The sequence below is a fragment of the Kribbella pittospori genome (genome assembly GCF_004331465.1).
GTDB lineage: Bacteria > Actinomycetota > Actinomycetes > Propionibacteriales > Kribbellaceae > Kribbella > Kribbella pittospori.
This window is the reverse complement of the sequence record NZ_SJKB01000005.1, coordinates 324,542-338,179: the sequence shown is the minus strand read 5'-3', so window position 1 is coordinate 338,179 and position 13,638 is coordinate 324,542. Positions and strand designations below refer to the sequence as shown.

General features: G+C 67.0%; 15 protein-coding genes and 1 pseudogene. 6 read left to right on the top strand and 10 right to left on the bottom strand.

Annotated elements, in window-relative coordinates; all coding sequences use genetic code 11:
• The first annotated feature begins 47 nt into the window (after nt 1–47).
• Nucleotides 48–938 (top strand): acetamidase/formamidase family protein, encoded by an 891-nt coding sequence (locus tag E0H73_RS18415; protein WP_131357502.1) that lies wholly within the window; start codon nt 48–50, stop codon nt 936–938.
• Nucleotides 939–1,111: 173 nt separating this feature from the next.
• Entirely contained in the window at nt 1,112–1,894 is a 783-nt protein-coding gene (locus tag E0H73_RS18410) for an LLM class flavin-dependent oxidoreductase (protein ID WP_131357499.1), read from the top strand.
• 22 nt (nt 1,895–1,916) lie between these two features.
• Here E0H73_RS18410 and E0H73_RS18405 read toward each other — a convergent pair whose 3' ends face one another.
• Nucleotides 1,917–2,606, bottom strand: a complete 690-nt coding sequence (locus E0H73_RS18405; protein WP_202867467.1) for a class I SAM-dependent methyltransferase — start codon at nt 2,604–2,606, stop codon at nt 1,917–1,919.
• Nucleotides 2,607–2,738: 132 nt separating this feature from the next.
• Here E0H73_RS18405 and E0H73_RS18400 point away from each other — a divergent pair, with 132 nt between their 5' ends.
• Together E0H73_RS18400 and E0H73_RS18395 are read left to right on the top strand one after the other, a co-directional pair.
• A complete protein-coding gene (locus tag E0H73_RS18400; protein ID WP_131357494.1) occupies nt 2,739–3,290 on the top strand; it encodes a dihydrofolate reductase family protein in 552 nt (183 codons plus the stop codon).
• Between the two features lie 11 nt (nt 3,291–3,301).
• A complete protein-coding gene (locus E0H73_RS18395) occupies nt 3,302–4,078 on the top strand; it encodes a maleylpyruvate isomerase family mycothiol-dependent enzyme (protein WP_165555738.1) in 777 nt (258 codons plus the stop codon).
• A 3-nt stretch (nt 4,079–4,081) separates the two neighbouring features.
• Here the strand turns inward: E0H73_RS18395 and E0H73_RS18390 are convergent, their stop codons facing one another.
• The 3 genes from E0H73_RS18390 to E0H73_RS18380 form a co-directional block, all read right to left on the bottom strand.
• On the bottom strand, nt 4,082–4,750 hold the full coding sequence (locus E0H73_RS18390) for a class I SAM-dependent DNA methyltransferase (protein WP_131357488.1): 669 nt from the start codon (nt 4,748–4,750) through the stop codon (nt 4,082–4,084).
• Nucleotides 4,747–5,175, bottom strand: coding sequence for a hypothetical protein (locus tag E0H73_RS18385; protein WP_131357485.1), 429 nt, complete (start codon nt 5,173–5,175; stop codon nt 4,747–4,749). Before E0H73_RS18385 ends, E0H73_RS18390 begins: the two co-directional genes overlap by 4 nt.
• A gap of 298 nt (nt 5,176–5,473) precedes the next feature.
• Entirely contained in the window at nt 5,474–5,998 is a 525-nt protein-coding gene (locus E0H73_RS18380) for a putative immunity protein (RefSeq protein WP_131357482.1), read from the bottom strand.
• 99 nt (nt 5,999–6,097) lie between these two features.
• Between E0H73_RS18380 and E0H73_RS18375 the strand changes: the two genes are divergently transcribed.
• Both E0H73_RS18375 and E0H73_RS18370 read left to right on the top strand, forming a co-directional pair.
• Entirely contained in the window at nt 6,098–6,445 is a 348-nt protein-coding gene (locus tag E0H73_RS18375; protein ID WP_131357479.1) for a YciI family protein, read from the top strand.
• A complete protein-coding gene (locus tag E0H73_RS18370) occupies nt 6,439–7,656 on the top strand; it encodes an RNA polymerase sigma factor (RefSeq protein WP_131357476.1) in 1,218 nt (405 codons plus the stop codon). The genes E0H73_RS18375 and E0H73_RS18370 overlap by 7 nt, the downstream gene beginning before the upstream one ends.
• Nucleotides 7,657–7,712: 56 nt before the next feature.
• Here E0H73_RS18370 and E0H73_RS47240 read toward each other — a convergent pair.
• From E0H73_RS47240 to E0H73_RS18340, 6 genes and pseudogenes are all read right to left on the bottom strand, one after another.
• Nucleotides 7,713–8,249 (bottom strand): annotated as a pseudogene (locus tag E0H73_RS47240) (class I SAM-dependent methyltransferase); the annotation flags it as partial.
• On the bottom strand, nt 8,249–8,587 hold the full coding sequence (locus tag E0H73_RS18360; protein WP_131357470.1) for a putative quinol monooxygenase: 339 nt from the start codon (nt 8,585–8,587) through the stop codon (nt 8,249–8,251). The gene E0H73_RS18360 and the pseudogene E0H73_RS47240, both read right to left, overlap by 1 nt.
• Nucleotides 8,565–9,620, bottom strand: a complete 1,056-nt coding sequence (locus tag E0H73_RS18355) for a serine hydrolase domain-containing protein (protein ID WP_165555737.1) — start codon at nt 9,618–9,620, stop codon at nt 8,565–8,567. Before E0H73_RS18355 ends, E0H73_RS18360 begins: the two co-directional genes overlap by 23 nt.
• Before the next feature lie 7 nt (nt 9,621–9,627).
• Nucleotides 9,628–10,023 (bottom strand): tautomerase family protein, encoded by a 396-nt coding sequence (locus E0H73_RS18350; RefSeq protein ID WP_131357464.1) that lies wholly within the window; start codon nt 10,021–10,023, stop codon nt 9,628–9,630.
• 27 nt (nt 10,024–10,050) lie between these two features.
• Nucleotides 10,051–11,124 carry an HAD family hydrolase gene (locus E0H73_RS47235; RefSeq protein WP_238164070.1) on the bottom strand — a complete coding sequence of 358 codons (1,074 nt, stop codon included), beginning with the start codon at nt 11,122–11,124 and terminating at the stop codon, nt 10,051–10,053.
• A gap of 79 nt (nt 11,125–11,203) precedes the next feature.
• On the bottom strand, nt 11,204–13,579 hold the full coding sequence (locus tag E0H73_RS18340; RefSeq protein WP_131357461.1) for an ATP-binding cassette domain-containing protein: 2,376 nt from the start codon (nt 13,577–13,579) through the stop codon (nt 11,204–11,206).
• Nucleotides 13,580–13,638: the final 59 nt, after the last annotated feature.

The window sequence follows — 13,638 nt, the reverse complement described above, 5'->3', positions numbered from 1 at the left end:
GGTGATAATCACCTGTGACATCGCTTCGATGGTCCTACCGTGCCGTGATGGACCCCATCGCTGCGCCGCCCGTCGATCTGGACTGCCACGATCTCCCGGACGCCGCGATTCTTCAGCCCGGTCGAAGAACCCGGATCCGCACCTGGCCCGGTTCGGACTACCCCTTCCTGACCGGCCCACTCCGCGTCGAGGGCGTAAGCCCTGGCGACACCCTCGCCTTCCACCTCCGCACCCTTGAACTGGACCCCGTCGGTCACTACGGCTTCGCCACCACCACCAACCCCTGGGAGCCGTGGGGCGGCGTCATCCGCGAGTCCGCGAACCAGGAATACGCCGGCCGCGCCGAACTCCGCGGTGACCAGGCGATCCTCGACGGCCAACACGTCCTACCAGTTGTCCCGATGCTCGGCTGGCTCGGCCTGGTCCGGCCCGAGCTGATCGCCGACCCCTGGGACCACGGCGGCAACCTCGACACCAAGGAGTTCGCCCCCGGCTCGACCCTCTATCTCTACGACGAAATCGGGTCCGGCCGGTTCGTCATCGGCGACGCGCACGCCGCAATGGGCGATGGCGAAATGAGTGGCCAGGGCATCGAGATCGCCTCCTGGTGCGACCTCACCGTCGAGGTGATCCCCGCCACCTCTGCGCACCGTCCCATCGTCCGCACCCCCAATGCGATCGTCCACCTCTGCAGCCGCTTCACCGAGAGCGACGCCTACACCCAAGCCATCTCCGACGCCGTCCACCACCTCGGGTTCGCCCAGCAACTCGGCTTCGAGCAGGCCAACGCCCTCCTCAGCCTGATCGCCGACCTCCGCGTGTCGAGCGTCGTCTCCCACTCGCCTACCTACAAGCTGCTCGTCCCGTCGAGCTGGCTAGGCCCGATCGAAGACCTCCTGACCGTTGAGAAGCCGTTGTTGCCCTACACCCCCAGATGATGGTCCCGCGATCCCTCGCGCCCGCCTACTCCCGGCTCATCAACTCCCGCTCCTGCCAGTTGCCTCACGGGAGTAGAAAGACTCGTTCAGACTGCCGTTGTCGGATTCTGGGTGGACGGTTCGTGGATAGGGCAACTGGACCGAAAAGACCCGCAGACTCAAGGAGAAGCACGATGGCCGACCAGGCAACGCGAGCAACCAGACCATTCCGCTTCGGGGTCGTGACCCCGATCAGTTCGGGCCTGCCGGCGTGGCAAGACCGCGTACGGCGCATCGCCGACAGCGGTTACTCAACGTTACTGATGCCCGACGTACCCACGTGGCAACCAGCGCTTGGCCCCACGCTGGCAACCGCGGCCGCGCTGACTGACCTGCGGATCGGCTCATGGGTCTATGCCGCCGCGCTGCGCGAACCGTGGAGCACAGCATGGGAGGCTCACTCACTCGCAGTACTCACAGAAGGCCGCTTCGAAATGGGCATCGGCGCCGGCCGACCCGGGATCGAGGTCGAGCTGGGGCTGCCTGCCGTCTCCCCCGCTGAGCGTCGTACCAGAATGCGCGAGACCGTGGCCGCCCTACGTACGTTCGACGGCCCCGATCTGCACACGCCGGTGGTCATGGCGGTGAGCGGACCGAAGTCGCAGGCGCTGGCGCTCGAGGTCGCTGATGCAGTCACGTTCGTACTCCCGCCGGACGACGACCGGATCGAAACCACTAACCGGGTACGCGACTTTGCCGGCCGCCGCGACATCGAACTCGCCCAGCACATCGCCGCCGTCGGTGATCGTCTCGCTCCGTTCATGGCGCCACCCGACCTCGACACCGCAGCGCTCCGCGCGGCAGCCGCCGAAGAGATCGAACGACGACGCGAAGAGATCGGCTTCTCCTATTTCGTCATCGGCGCCGACTTCGCCGACACCCTCGCGCCAGTCGTGGCCAAGCTGGCCGGACAGTAGGCGGCGCACGACGAACGGTGGGTCAGCAGGCCTCGAGGACGAAGAAGATGAAGCAGATGAACCTCGCCGGGTGCTGCTGGTTCTGTGGACGCAGTTCGCTCGGGGTGTCCGGGGCGATCGGTGGCTCGCTGATGACCGAGATCCGGAAACCCGCGGCCGTGAAGGCGTCGCTCATCGCCTGCAGCGGCCGGTGCCAGATCGTGTAGACGACCGTGCGGCCGGCGTGCTCGGCGTCGAACGAGAACTCGGCGACGTCGAAGTACTCGGCGTCGGGGTTCAACGCGGTGTGAACGATCGGGTGGTTCAGCGACAGAATGAGGCGTCCGCCCGGCTTCAGCACTCGGCGGAGCTCTGCGAGCGGCTCGGTCCAGTCCTCCAGGTAATGCAGGACCAGGGAGGCCACGACGTCATCGAATGCGGCGTCGGCGTACGGGAGCGGCTTGGCCAGGTCGGCGACGGTCAGGTCGGCGTCCTCCCCCAGCCTTCGGCGGGCCAGTTCGATCATTGCCGAGCTCACGTCGAAGCCGCTCATGATCGCGCCTCTGTCACGCAGCGCCGCTGACAGCGGACCGGCACCACAGCCGACGTCAAGGATGCGACGGCCGGCCACGTCACCAGCAAGGTCCAGCATCGCCGGCCGTTCGTAGTGGCCGTTGAGCAGATTGACCTCGTTGTCCGCGGCGTACGCCTCAGCGAACCCGTCGTAATCCATCGTCGGCACCAAGCACTCCTTCAGTAGGCAGTTCGTCTACGGCACGTAGACGACACATGGCCGGCAATGGTTCGACAGCACCAGTCGTTCTACCGATGCGGGGGTGGTGGACCGGCTCCTAGCCTCGCTGGCATGGGAAAGGTCATCATCCACAACCAAGTCACTGTGAACGGTGCCTTCGAGGCGCCGTCGCCCGAGGAATGGCTGGAGTTCGATGCTGACAGCGGCGACGCCGGCCTCGAGCAGCTGATCCTGGCCGACGCGCTACTCCTCGGCCGTAAGACGTACGAGGGACTTGCCGCCGTCTGGCCGCAGCTCGGCGAGGACCCCACGATGGGCCACTACGCAGAGCGGGTCAACGGCATGCCGAAGTACGTCGCCTCGCGGGCACTCACCGGACCGCTGGAGTGGAACGCCACGCTCATCGAAGGTGATGCCGTCCAGGCTGTCCCCGCACTCAAGGAGATGCACGCCGGCAACCTGATCGTGTCCGGCTGCGGGGAGCTGGCCGACACCCTCGCTCAGGAGGGTCTCGTCGACGAGTTCTGGTTCTGGGTGAATCCGCACCTCTGGCCGACCGGGCCGCGGATCCTCGACGGGGTCGGCCCGATCCGTCTGCAGCTGGTCACGGCCACGACCTACCAGTCCGGAGTCGTCTGGCTCCGCTACCGGCCAGCCACCTGAGGGAGAAAATGATGGACACGTCCTCGTATTTGAACGCTGTTGTCGACCAGACGAGCACGTTCGCCGAGTGGGTGGACGGCAGGGATGCCGCAGCCCCGGTGCCGACCTGTCCGAAGTGGACGCTGGCTGATCTTGTCGACCATGTCGGCGCGACGCATCGGATGGTGGCGATGCTGGTAGGTGAGCAGTTGAGTGAGCCGAGCAAGGCATTCGCTGCCTACGTTCCGGCCCCGGCTGATTCGGCGCAGTGGGGCCTGTGGATGGTCGAGGGTGCAGCCGCGGCGAAGCAGGCATTCGAGTCGGTGGCTGATGACACGCCGGTGTGGGATCCGTCGGGTGCTGCTGCGGGGGTGCCGTTTTGGTCGCGGCGGTTGTTCGGTGAGGCGAGTGTGCACCGCGCGGACGCGGCGGCGGCACTCAACAAGCGGTACGAGTTGGCGCCCGAGTCTGCGGTGGCAGCCCTGGAGGACTGGCTGGACACGATGACGTCGCGCGGCTACTGGGAGAACCGGCCGGACTTCGCCAAGGCCATGCGCGGTGACGGCCAGACCCTGCACTTCCACGCCACCGACGCACCCGGAGAGTGGCTGGCCCGCCGCGAACAGAACCGAGTCGCGCTGGAACATACCCACACCGAGGCCGACGTCACGCTCAGCGGCCCGGCCGCCGACCTCCTGCTCGTAATCAGCAGACGGCGCAAGCTGGATGCGGCACCAGACCTGGAACTGCACGGCGACCCAGCCCTGCTCGACCGCTGGATCGAACACATGGACTGGGTCACCGACTAGGCGTCAGGTGTCGCGGCGGGCATGGAGCACGACGAGGGGACCGTATACGCCCTCGGCCGGGATCCGCAGGTCTGCCACAACGCGGAGACCGGCGTCCTCGAGAAGTTTGGTCAGCTGCTCGGGTCGCCATTGGTACGTCGTCCAGGTCACCGCGACACCGCCATACGCCTCGGTCCTGGCTGCATCGTCATCGCCGACGTGCGTCGCGATCATGAACTGCCCGCCGGGCACGAGTGCGTCATGGAAGGCGGCCAGGACGTTCGGCAAGATCTCGCGTGGCAGGTTGAACAATGACCACCAGCCGAGAATGCCTCCGAAAGAGCTCGGCTCGAGGTCGAGTTCGGTGGACGAGGCGACGGCGAAGCTGCACTCGGGGTGCAGGCGCTTCGCGTGCTCGATCATCCGAGGCGACAGGTCGACGCCCGAGACCTCGATCCCCCGCTCCTGCAGGTACGCCGTGACAGTCCCCGGACCGCAGCCGACATCAAGCACAGGCCCAAGACCGCGGACCGAACTCGCGAATGCGTCGATGGATGCCTGCAGCCACGGCTGGGTACGAATGTCCCCCATCCCCGTGGTTTGCAGCAGGTCTACATAATTGTCGGCCACTCGGTCGTACGACGCCCGCACGACCTCGAGATCCGCTGGCTGAACACTCGATGAAAGGGTCACCGAACCGACCCTACCGACCCCCACCCCCAAGAATCGGCTCCAGCGACAGCCCTCACGACCTCCAGGTAGCGAGCAACCACAGGAGAGGCGTCCTCGTGCCCTTCGACCCGCGAGAGTACGGCGGACAGCCCGGCGCCCACCCCGACGTCGGTGGGCGCATCGAGCATCGCCGCCATCGCGGCAGCCTTCTCCAAGTCACCTCGAGCGAGGTACTTCGCCGCCAACGGCAGCATGGCCAAGGCGAACACATTCGGGTCAGGTGCAGCCCCCGGCAGGCCGCGGCCCACCAATTCGAGCGTCTCCCCCAGGTCGAGGCTCCCAGCCGCGCCGGCACCGGCCACCAGCCGAGATTTCCGGGGTATCGGCGCGCCCGGCGGCCACCAGTACCAGTCGACCCACAGCGGGAGGGACTCCACGTCGTACATCGCCCCGTATACCCACCGCCAGCAGGTCCGTTGTCCGGCATCTCGAGCGTCAGTAGCGGCTGGCCGAGCGCCCGCACTCCCCCGGCAACGATGATGTCCACATCGCTCCACTCATCGGCCTGTCCGGACCCGAGCGAACCGACCAGCCAGACACCGTCGGCCCGCAGCGTCGGCACGGTCTCCGCCAACCATCGCGCCCGTCCTCTGGCCAACGCCGCCACCATGCTTCGTGCCTCATCCCGCGTCACGCGCCGGACGCTACTCGGGCCGCCGACCGAGACACCACTCTGTTTGTCGGTTAGGGCGCAGGCGCGTCGAAGACCGACCAGCAGATGGCGTTTCGTTGGTGCTGGTCGTCGATGACGAGGGCGCGGATCGCCTTCGGGAGTTGGGCGCGCTGCCACTGGCACTCGGCTCGGCGTACCACCTCGGCCTCTTGCTTGGGCACGGCAGCGACTGCGGCCTTGATCGCGTAGGCGGCCGCACCCAGGTCGTGCTCGGCGACATGAGCGACCACTCCGGCCTGGCCGGCTGCGTACGCCGCGTGCCGTGCTGCTCCAGTCAGGTCTCTCGCCGCACCCATCGCGTGGCCGCCCGCCGCCCGAGCCTCCATCATCTTGACCTCGCCACGCACCCAGGCACGGGTGTGCTCGATCGCCTGACGCGGCCGAGGGTCCTCCGGCCGAATCGACTCGAACAGGGGCAGGACGTGCTCCGCACAGGTGGCCGCCCAGAGTGCCAGGAGGTGGTGATCCGAGTCGGTGAGCGTCCCACCGCGGCGGATCGTCACGAGGCGCGGGTCTCGGACCTTCGGAAGGATCATGGTCAGAATTCTTGGGTCGAGGTGTCGATTTCCGGGATCGCTGTTCGTCTTACTGCGACGATTCGGTACGACGAGTCCGGTCATCGAAGGAGCTAGGCAATGAAGTACATCATGTTGATCTACCAAGGCGGCGCGCTCGAGCAGCAGGCCGCGTTGTCCGAGGACGAGCAGAAGCAGGTCTACGCCGACTACCAGGGGATCAACGAGACGCCAGGAGTCACGCCCGGACTGCCGATGGGCCGACCCGAGAACGCGACCACCGTGCGGGTCGAGGCAGGCAAGACCCTGACCACCGACGGTCCGTTCGTCGGGATGAAGGAGTCGGTCGGCAGCTGGTTCATCCTGGAGGCCGACAACCTGGACGCGGCGATCGAGATTGCCGCCCGCGTACCGGCCGCACGCTACGGTGGCGCGGTCGAAATCCGCCCTTCGGAGGTGTATTGGTAGCCACGCTGGAGCAGGTCTTCCGCGAGGAATGGGGCCGGGTGCTGGCGACTCTGATCGGCATCGTCGGCGACTTCGACCTTGCCGAGGAGGCGGCGGCAGAGGCGTTCGCCATCGCCGCCGCCCGCTGGCCCCGCGACGGCATCCCCAGCAACCCGCGTGCCTGGCTGATGACGACGTCCCGCAACCGAGCCACCGATCGCATCCGCCGCGATCAGGCCCTTGCTTCGAAGCTCGGTCTGCTCGTCACGCCCGATCCTGGTGAGGCTCCGATGGACACCACGACCTTCCCCGACGAGCGGCTGGAGCTCATCTTCACCTGCTGTCACCCGGCGCTCGCGATCGAGGCCCAGGTAGCGCTCACCCTGCGCACGCTGGGTGGGTTGACCACCGACGAGATCGCCCGCGCGTTCCTGGTGCCGGAGCGCACGATGGCGCAGCGGCTGGTACGGGCCAAGCGCAAGATCAAAGCGGCGCGGATCCCGTTCCGCGTGCCTCCACCTCACCTGCTGCCCGAGCGGCTCGACGCCGTACTGGCTGTCGTGTACCTGATCTTCAACGAGGGGTACGGCGGCCGCGACGAACTCGCGTCCGAGGCGATCTGGCTGGGCCGGGCGCTCACCGAAGTACTCCCGGACGAGCCCGAAGTCCACGGATTGCTGGCGATGATGCTCCTGAACGACTCCCGCAGAGAGGCGCGGTTCAGCGGCGGCGAGTTGGTGTTGCTCGCCGATCAGGACCGATCCCGGTGGGACACCGAGCAGATCGCGGCTGGACGCGCCGAGCTCGACACCGCGATCGCACTCGGCGGCCACGGGTCGTACGTACTCCAGGCGGCCATCGCCTCACTGCATACAGAAACGCCGAACGACTGGGCACAACTAGCGGCGCTGTACGGCGAGCTGTACCACCTGACCGGCTCCCCCGTCGTCGAGCTGAACCGCGCGATCGCCATCGCCGAAACCGAAGGAGTCGAGGCCGGCCTGCGCATCGTCGACGGGCTCGGCCTGCACGACTTCCGCTACCTGCACTCGACCAGGGCCGAACTGCTCCGCCGCCTCGGCCGGATCGACGAAGCGCGCGACACCTACCTACGCGCCAGGGAACTCACAGAAGACGGGCCCGAACGCCGCTTCCTCGAACGCCGTCTCACCGAACTGGCAGCCACCACGATTCCCCACGGGACCGGCTCCTCGTCGGGCTCGGAAACGTGATCGATCCGCAGGCCTGCCGCGATGAAGGCGTTGAGGAACTCGGCCAGCGACAGGTGTCGCATGCCACCGACCTTGGTCCTGATGCCGTCGGTCCCCCACCACGGAGCCGACAGATGCCGTCGAGCCTCGCGGTAGGTGGTGTGCACGAGCCGGCTCCCGTCCGAGCACGCCTCTACGTGTGGACCGTTGAAGCACGGATGCACGCCGTAGAAGAGGATTCGGCCCCCGGGCTCCAGCACACGTGCGACCTCGGACAGCAGCCTGTCGAAGTGGTCGACATCGGTCGAGGTCCAGGAACTGACGGCCATCGGTACGACGGACGACCTGATCGGCAACTGTTCGACGTCGCCTTGCACCAAGCGATGCGACCGCCGGCGCGCCAGTCGCAGTTGATCGGTCGAGAGCTCAACACCGACAGGCGTCCAGCCGAACTCCGCGATCACCGCCAGATCCCGGCCCGTCCCGGAGCCGATGTCCAGGCAGAGTCCTTGACCGGTCGGCAGGTTGGCTCGCAGTACGTCGTGCCGATGCGGAGCCGTGTCCAGTTGCGCGTCGTACCAGTCGGCCACACCGTCGTACCGGGCCGTCGCCATCAGGCCAACGGCGGAAAGGTTTTGGTGCCCGGCATGTTGTCGGCGAACGTCTGGAGCTCCGGTGAGATGTCGCCATGCAACTGCATCGCCGTCAGCTCGCCGAGCTCGAAGGCCCGCTTCAGGAGTTCGTCGCAGTGCGCATTGTGGGCGAAGGCCGCTTCGCTGTCGACGTACTCCTCGATCACCACGAAGCTGTCCGGGTCAGCGTCCTGATACCAGTCGTACCTCAGCGTGCCCGGCTCGTCCTGCGTCGCCGCAGCCAATGCCTTGGCCGCCTGGATGAACTCTTCCCGCCGCCCCTCCCGAGCAGTGAACTCAACACGCGAAGTGAGCGTCATCGTCAGTCCTTTCCGTCAGAACAGCTAAGTCGTCGTACAGAGCATCGAGTAGGTCCGGCAGGCGCCGAGCTTGAGTGTCCGGGTCGCCCATCCCGTTCCAGTAGACGGCAACCACCACGCGCTCGGAGGGGTCCGCGAAGGTGACGCTCCAGGTCCGCCCGCCGTGGCCGAAGCTGCGCGCTGACGCACGCGTCCCGTAACCGTGCGCCGGATTGGACGAACCGAGCATGAACCCCAACCCGCGATCGACCGTCTCCTGCAAGTACTCGTCCCACCCGCCGCTCACCTGGTGGGCCGTCATCGCCTCGAGAGTCCGCGCCGACAGTAGGCGCCCGTCGAGAAGGGCCTCGTAGAAGTGGCCGAGTTGGGCGATCGGACCGTGTCCCCCACCGGTCGGGCGACCCCAGGTGACCCAGGCTTCCGTACCGGACGGCGCGAAGCCCGGGATGACGGCAATCCGGTCCTGGTGAACCCGGTAGGTGTCGGCCGACATTCCGATCCAGCAATCGTCCATGCAGGCCGGCTCAAAGATCTCGTTGCGGATGAACTCGGTGAACGGCCGGCCGCTGACTCTCGATACCAGCTCAGCGACGATCCACATCGCGACCGAGTTGTATGCGTTGCGCGTGCCCGGGATCCAGCCGTCCGCCAACGGCGCCGCGCAGATGTCGGCGACCATTTCCTCCGACGGCGCGATGCCGGTGATGGTGCTGGTCAGACCGCCCGTGTGGCTCAGCAGGTGCCGGATCGTCACCGCCTGTTTACCGGCCGCGGCGAACTCGGGGATGTGGAGACAGACAGGATCATCCAGGTCGAGCAAGCCTCGCTGCCACAGGAGTCCGATCGCCACCGATGGAATCGGTTTGGTGGCGGAGGCCCACTCGACGATGGTCGACGTCGTCATCGGTACGCCGGGCCGTGCTTCGCCGACGGCCAGGTCGACACGGGTCTGCCCTTGCACCGAGCCGTACACCTGCGCACCGGTGTGCCAGCCCAGGTCCATGCCGTGCTGAACCTGGGCAAGCGTCTGCACCGGGAAATCAGACATGTACTTCGAAGCCGAGTTCGACGTCGGAGGCTGCTTGGCCGCCGCGGATACCCCAGTTCTCGGAGGTGCTTTCTCTGAGGGTGATCAGGACGTGGTCCGCGGGGATGCCGAGTGCGGCGAGGTTGTTGACGATCTCGGCGTACAGGTTGCGCTTGGCATCGACCGAGCGGCCGGCGAAGCAATCGATCGTGACCAGGGTGAAGAACTCCGGCTGGGTCCGGTTCGGTGAGCAGGCGAATCGGTGCGGCTCGTGCGCGATCAGGCGGATGTTCTTGTCCTCCGGCGGGATGCGGAAGGCCGCCACCAGCGCCCCGTGGACCGCGTCCATGATCGCGACCTCCTCGGCCTCGGAGTACCGGCGGCGAACCTCGACGAGCGCGGTGGGCATGACGCGAATCCTTTCATCCAGCGAGAGTCAGCGTTGGTACGCCGGCGTGACCTCGATGCCGTGGTTGGCGAGGAGGGTGATGAGCGTGTCGTGGCCCTGGGTGAAGTCCCAGAGCTCGGCGGGGAAGCCGACGGAGCGGGCGGACTCGACGTTGTCGGGGTTGTCGTCGATGAACAGAATGGTGGACGGGTCGGCCGCGATCCGGCGCGCGGCTTCGGTGAAGAAGGCGGGGTTGGGCTTGGCGGCGCCGAGGTCGCAGGAGTAGCAGCTGACGTCGAAGATGGCGTCGTACCCGAGCGTCGTCCGCATGTGTCCGCCGCGGTACTTCTCCTGATTCGTGCCCAGGTGTACGCCGTACCCGTGCCGGCGCAGCTGCTCGACGATCGCGAAGGATTCGTCGATGCGGTCGATGCGGTGCCACACGTCCTGATAGACGACGTCGACGGGCGTCTCGACGCCGTACTCCGCGAGCGTTGCCGCCAGCAACGGCATGTAGTCCCCCTGGCCGGCCAGCATCGGCAACTCGTCCTTCCAGGTCCGATGCATGAACTCTCGCGTCCGCTCACCGAGATACGGCTCCATCGCGGCGTACCACCCGCCGGGGATGTCCTGCAGTACGCCGTCCGCGTCGAACAGCACGTGCCGGATCGGCGATGCGGCAACTCCACGCTTGGATCCCGCGCTGGTCGGCGCCAGGACCAGTCCGTCCGGTAGCGGTGTCGGTTCACCGCGCTCCGCCGGGATAGCGCCGACCTGGAACGCGTCCTCGTAGATCACCTCGCCAGGGCTCTCGGAGTACACGACATCGAATGCGACGTCGTGGGCCGCGAGGACCCCGCACAACCGGTCCACCCGCGTCTGCATCTCCGCGGGCAGCGGCGTCTTGAACCACGTCACCGCGCCGGGGGTGTTCCCATCGGCATAGAAGCCGGGTTCGGGAAGATACTCGAGAAACCAGTCGTCGATGTCGAGATAAAGCGCCACCTGCTCATCCGTCAGCCGCCCAGCCCGCCGCAGATGATCCACCGCCACGAACAGACCCACCTCCACGCCAAGCCGCCCCCGATACCGAGCCTGCACGCGCAGATAAGTTCCCGTCATCGCCACATCATCATCGAACCAACCCCCCAACCACGACCAAATATCACCCCCACCCCCTACGCGAGCTCCGTCGAACGGCTCAGGCGACGTAGTCGGCGAGGTGTTTGCCTGTGAGGGTTGTCGGGTTGGCGATCAGGGTGGCCGGGGTGCCTTCGAAGACGATCTGGCCGCCGTCGTGGCCGGCGCCGGGGCCGAGGTCGATGATCCAGTCGGCGTGTGCCATCACGGCCTGGTGGTGCTCGATCACGATGACCGACTTCCCCGAGTCGACGAGGCGGTCGAGCAGGCCGAGCAGTTGCTCGACGTCCGCGAGGTGGAGGCCGGTGGTCGGCTCGTCGAGGACGTAGATGCCGCCCTTGTCCCCCATGTGCGTCGCCAGCTTGAGCCGCTGCCGCTCACCGCCGGACAGCGTCGTCAACGGCTGACCGATGGTCAGGTACCCGAGTCCGACGTCCGCGAGCCGATCCAGGATCTTGTGGGCAGCCGGCGTACTGGCCTGTCCGGAGCCGAAGAACTCGACCGCCTCGCCCACCGGCATCGCCAGCACCTCGGTGATGTCCTTGCCACCGAACTTGTACTCCAGCACCGACGCCTGGAACCGCTTGCCCTCGCACTCCTCGCACGGCGACTCGACCGTCGCCATCACGCCCAGATCCGTGTAGATCACGCCGGCGCCGTTGCAGGCCGGGCACGCACCCTCGGAGTTCGCGCTGAAGAGCGCGGGCTTGACCCCGTTGGCCTTCGCGAACGCCTTCCGGATCGGATCGAGCAGACCCGTGTACGTCGCTGGGTTGCTCCGACGGGACCCACGGATCGCACCCTGGTCGACGGTGATGACCCCATCCAGGTCGGCCACCGAGCCGTTGATCAGCGAACTCTTGCCCGAGCCGGCCACACCGGTGAGGACCGTGAGCACGCCGAGCGGGATGTCCACGTCGACGTTCTGCAGATTGTGAAGGTCGGCACCGCGGATCTCGAGCGCGCCCGACGGCTCCCGCACAGAGTCCTTCACCGAAGCGCGGTCGTCGAAGTGACGCCCGGTCAGCGTCTTGCTGGTCCGCAGCTTGTCGACGGACCCCTGGAACACCACCTCGCCACCGCCGAACCCGGCACCCGGGCCGAGGTCGACGACGTGGTCGCCGATCACGATCGTCTCGGGCTTGTGCTCCACGACGAGGACGGTGTTGCCCTTGTCGCGCAGTTGCAGCAGCAGCTCGTTCATCCGCTGGATGTCGTGCGGGTGCAGGCCGATGGTCGGCTCGTCGAAGACGTAGGTGACATCGGTGAGCGACGAGCCGAGGTGACGGATCATCTTGGTGCGCTGCGCCTCGCCACCCGACAGTGTCCCGGCCGGCCGCTCGAGCGACAGGTAGCCGAGACCGATGTCCACGAACGAGTCGAGCGTCTCCCCCAGCGACTCCAGCAGCGGACCCACGGACGGCTCCTTGAGCTCACGCACCCAGGCGGCCAGGTCGCTGATCTGCATCGAGCACAGGTCGGCGATGCTCTTGCCGTGGACCTTGGATGCCCGCGCCTCCGGGTTGAGCCTGGTGCCGTCACAGTCCGGGCAGGTGGTGAACGTGACCGCCCGCTCGACGAAGGCGCGGATGTGCGGCTGCATCGCGTCGACGTCCTTGGACAGGAACGACCTCTGGATCGCGGGGATCAGCCCGCTGTAGGTGAGGTTGATGCCCTCGACCTTGATCTTGGTCGGCTCCCGGTAGAGCAGGTCGTGCAGTTCCTTCTTGGTGTACTTCTTGATCGGCTTGTCCGGGTTGAAGTAGCCGGAGCCGCGGAAGATCCGGCCGTACCAGCCCTCCATGCTGTACCCCGGGATCGTCAGCGCGCCCTCGTTCAGCGACTTGCTGTCGTCGTACAGCGCGGTCAGGTCGAAGTCGGTGACCGAGCCCATGCCCTCGCATCGCGGGCACATGCCGCCGGCGTACACGGCCTTGCGTACGACGGTCTTCTCGCCCGCGCCCTTCTCGGCGACCATCGCCCCGGTCGCGATCCGCTTCGGGACGTTGAACGAGTACGCCTGCGGGCCGCCGGCATGCGGCTTCCCGAGCCGGCTGAACAGGATCCGGAGCATCGCGTTCGCGTCGGTCGCCGTACCGACGGTGGAGCGCGGGTTCGATCCCATCCGCTCCTGGTCGACGATGATCGCCGTCGTCAGTCCGTCCAGTACGTCGACGTCCGGGCGTGCCAGCGTCGGCATGAAGCCCTGGACGAAGGCGCTGTACGTCTCGTTGATCAGCCGCTGCGACTCCGCGGCGATCGTGCCGAACACCAGCGAGCTCTTGCCGGACCCGGACACGCCGGTGAAGACGGTCAGCCGCCGCTTCGGGATCTCGACGCTGATGTCCTTCAGGTTGTTCACCCGCGCGCCGGTGACGCGGATCAGGTCGTGGCTGTCGGCAGCGTTCTCGGTGCGCGACCGCGTGGCCTTGCTCATGGTGTCTCCATCTGTCGGGCGGAGCCGCGGTGGCGGCTTCCGTCTGGCACGGTCGTCGG